Source organism: Flavobacterium sp. W21_SRS_FM6 (assembly GCF_052119645.1).
Classification (GTDB): domain Bacteria; phylum Pseudomonadota; class Gammaproteobacteria; order Enterobacterales; family Alteromonadaceae; genus Paraglaciecola.
This window is the reverse complement of the sequence record NZ_JBGQOM010000028.1, coordinates 1-2,000: the sequence shown is the minus strand read 5'-3', so window position 1 is coordinate 2,000 and position 2,000 is coordinate 1. Positions and strand designations below refer to the sequence as shown.

Annotated in this window: 1 protein-coding gene; it reads left to right on the top strand. The window is 47.4% G+C overall.

The annotated features are described in order from the left end of the window. The coding region (locus ACEN2L_RS20675) for an efflux RND transporter permease subunit (RefSeq protein ID WP_441745966.1) at positions 1 to 1,998 on the top strand (1,998 nt) is incomplete at its 5' end. Positions 1,999 to 2,000: the final 2 nt, after the last annotated feature.

Here is a 2,000-nt window from a genome sequence, read left to right as displayed (position 1 = left end):
GCGGTCATTCCGTTGGCTATGTTGGCGACCATAACAGGGATGGTTAATACCGGTGTGTCTGCCAATCTGATGAGTCTTGGGGCATTGGATTTTGGATTAATTGTCGATGGTGCGGTGATCATCGTAGAAAACTGTATCAGGCGATTATCCGAGTCTCAGAAACGCACAGGCGGAGTCTTGCCACTTAAAGAGCGGCTAGAACTGGTGTTTCAAGCAACCAACGAAGTCATTCGTCCTAGCTTGTTTGGTGTATTGATTATTACTGTGGTGTATATCCCGCTGTTCTCATTGACAGGCGTTGAGGGCAAGATGTTTCAGCCAATGGCGGCAACGGTCATCATGGCGCTGATAGCAGCAATGCTGTTCTCCATTACCATTGTACCTGCGGCAGTCGCGATGTTTATGGGCGGTAAAGTCAGTGAAAAAGAAAGCTTCATTATTGTTGCAGCCAAATCCGCCTATCGCCCCATCATTCACCTTGCACTGAAATTACGCTGGATAGTGCTAGTCGGTTCAGTCGTGCTGGTAGTGGGCAGCTTATGGTTGGCAACGCGATTAGGCTCTGAGTTTGTTCCCCAGCTTGATGAAGGAGACATCGCACTGCACGCCATGCGCATACCAGGCACGGGTATTGAACAAGCCGTTGCCATGCAAAAAACACTTGAATCTACCTTGATGGAATACGAACAGGTACTCACAGTGTTTGCGAAAACCGGTACCGCAGAAGTCGCTACGGATGCGATGCCGCCCAACGTAACCGATACCTTTGTTATGCTAAAACCACGATCACAGTGGCCTGATCCTGACCTATCAAAAGCTGATTTCGTGGAAACCCTTGAGCGAGACTTGCAAGCGGTGACAGGCAATAACTATGAGTTTACTCAGCCTATCCAAATGCGCTTTAACGAGTTGATCAGTGGGGTAAGAGCTGACCTTGGTATAAAAGTATTTGGAGATGATTTAACCACGCTAGTTGCTTCTGCAAACGACATCTTAACCGTTTTGCAATCAATTGACGGCGTGGCGGATGCACGACTTGAACAGGTCGATGATATCCCTATCTTCACTATCAACCCTAAGCCAGTCGAGTTGGCACGTTATGGATTGGACGTCGCCGATTTGCAGGAATGGTTGGCGTCGGCCATCGGTGGTAATACCGCTGGCTTAATTTTTGAGGGAGATAGACGATTCGAGTTGCTTGTGCGATTTGATGAAGGTATTCGCACAGATTTAGATGCCATTGGCAGCACTCCTATCATTACATCCGATGGGGAATTTGTGCCATTATCAGAAGTTGCTTCGCTGGGTTACTCGTCTGTTCCCAATCAAATCAGTCGAGAAAACGGTAAGCGCAGAGTCGTGGTTACCGCCAACGTCAGAGAACGAGACTTGGGTAGTTTTGTTGACGAAGCAAAAATCAAAATAACCGAACAGGTTGCACTCCCAGCAGGCTACTGGCTAGATTATGGCGGCACATTTGAGCAGCTTGAAAGTGCCAGTCAGCGGCTGTCTATCGTGGTGCCAGCTACACTATTTCTGATATTGGTGTTACTGGTAGTCGTTTTTGGCTCATTTCGTGATGCTTTGATCATCTTCACTGGCGTGCCTTTGGCCTTAACTGGGGGTGTTTTCGCGCTCTGGATGAGGGACATGCCAATGTCCATATCAGCTGGAGTCGGATTTATTGCGCTCTCTGGTATTGCGGTGCTCAACGGTTTAGTGATGTTGTCATTCATTAGACAGCGAGTAATGGAAACAGGTGACCTAATTAACTCTATTGTCGATGGTGCTATCACAAGATTACGTCCGGTTTTAATGACGGCACTAGTAGCAAGTTTAGGTTTTATTCCGATGGCACTGAATGTCGGGACGGGTGCTGAAGTGCAAAGACCACTAGCAACGGTAGTGATTGGCGGGATCATCTCTTCCACCATTTTAACATTGATAGTGTTGCCTATTTTGTATCGGATGATGCATTCGAAATCAACCAAAGTGTGATT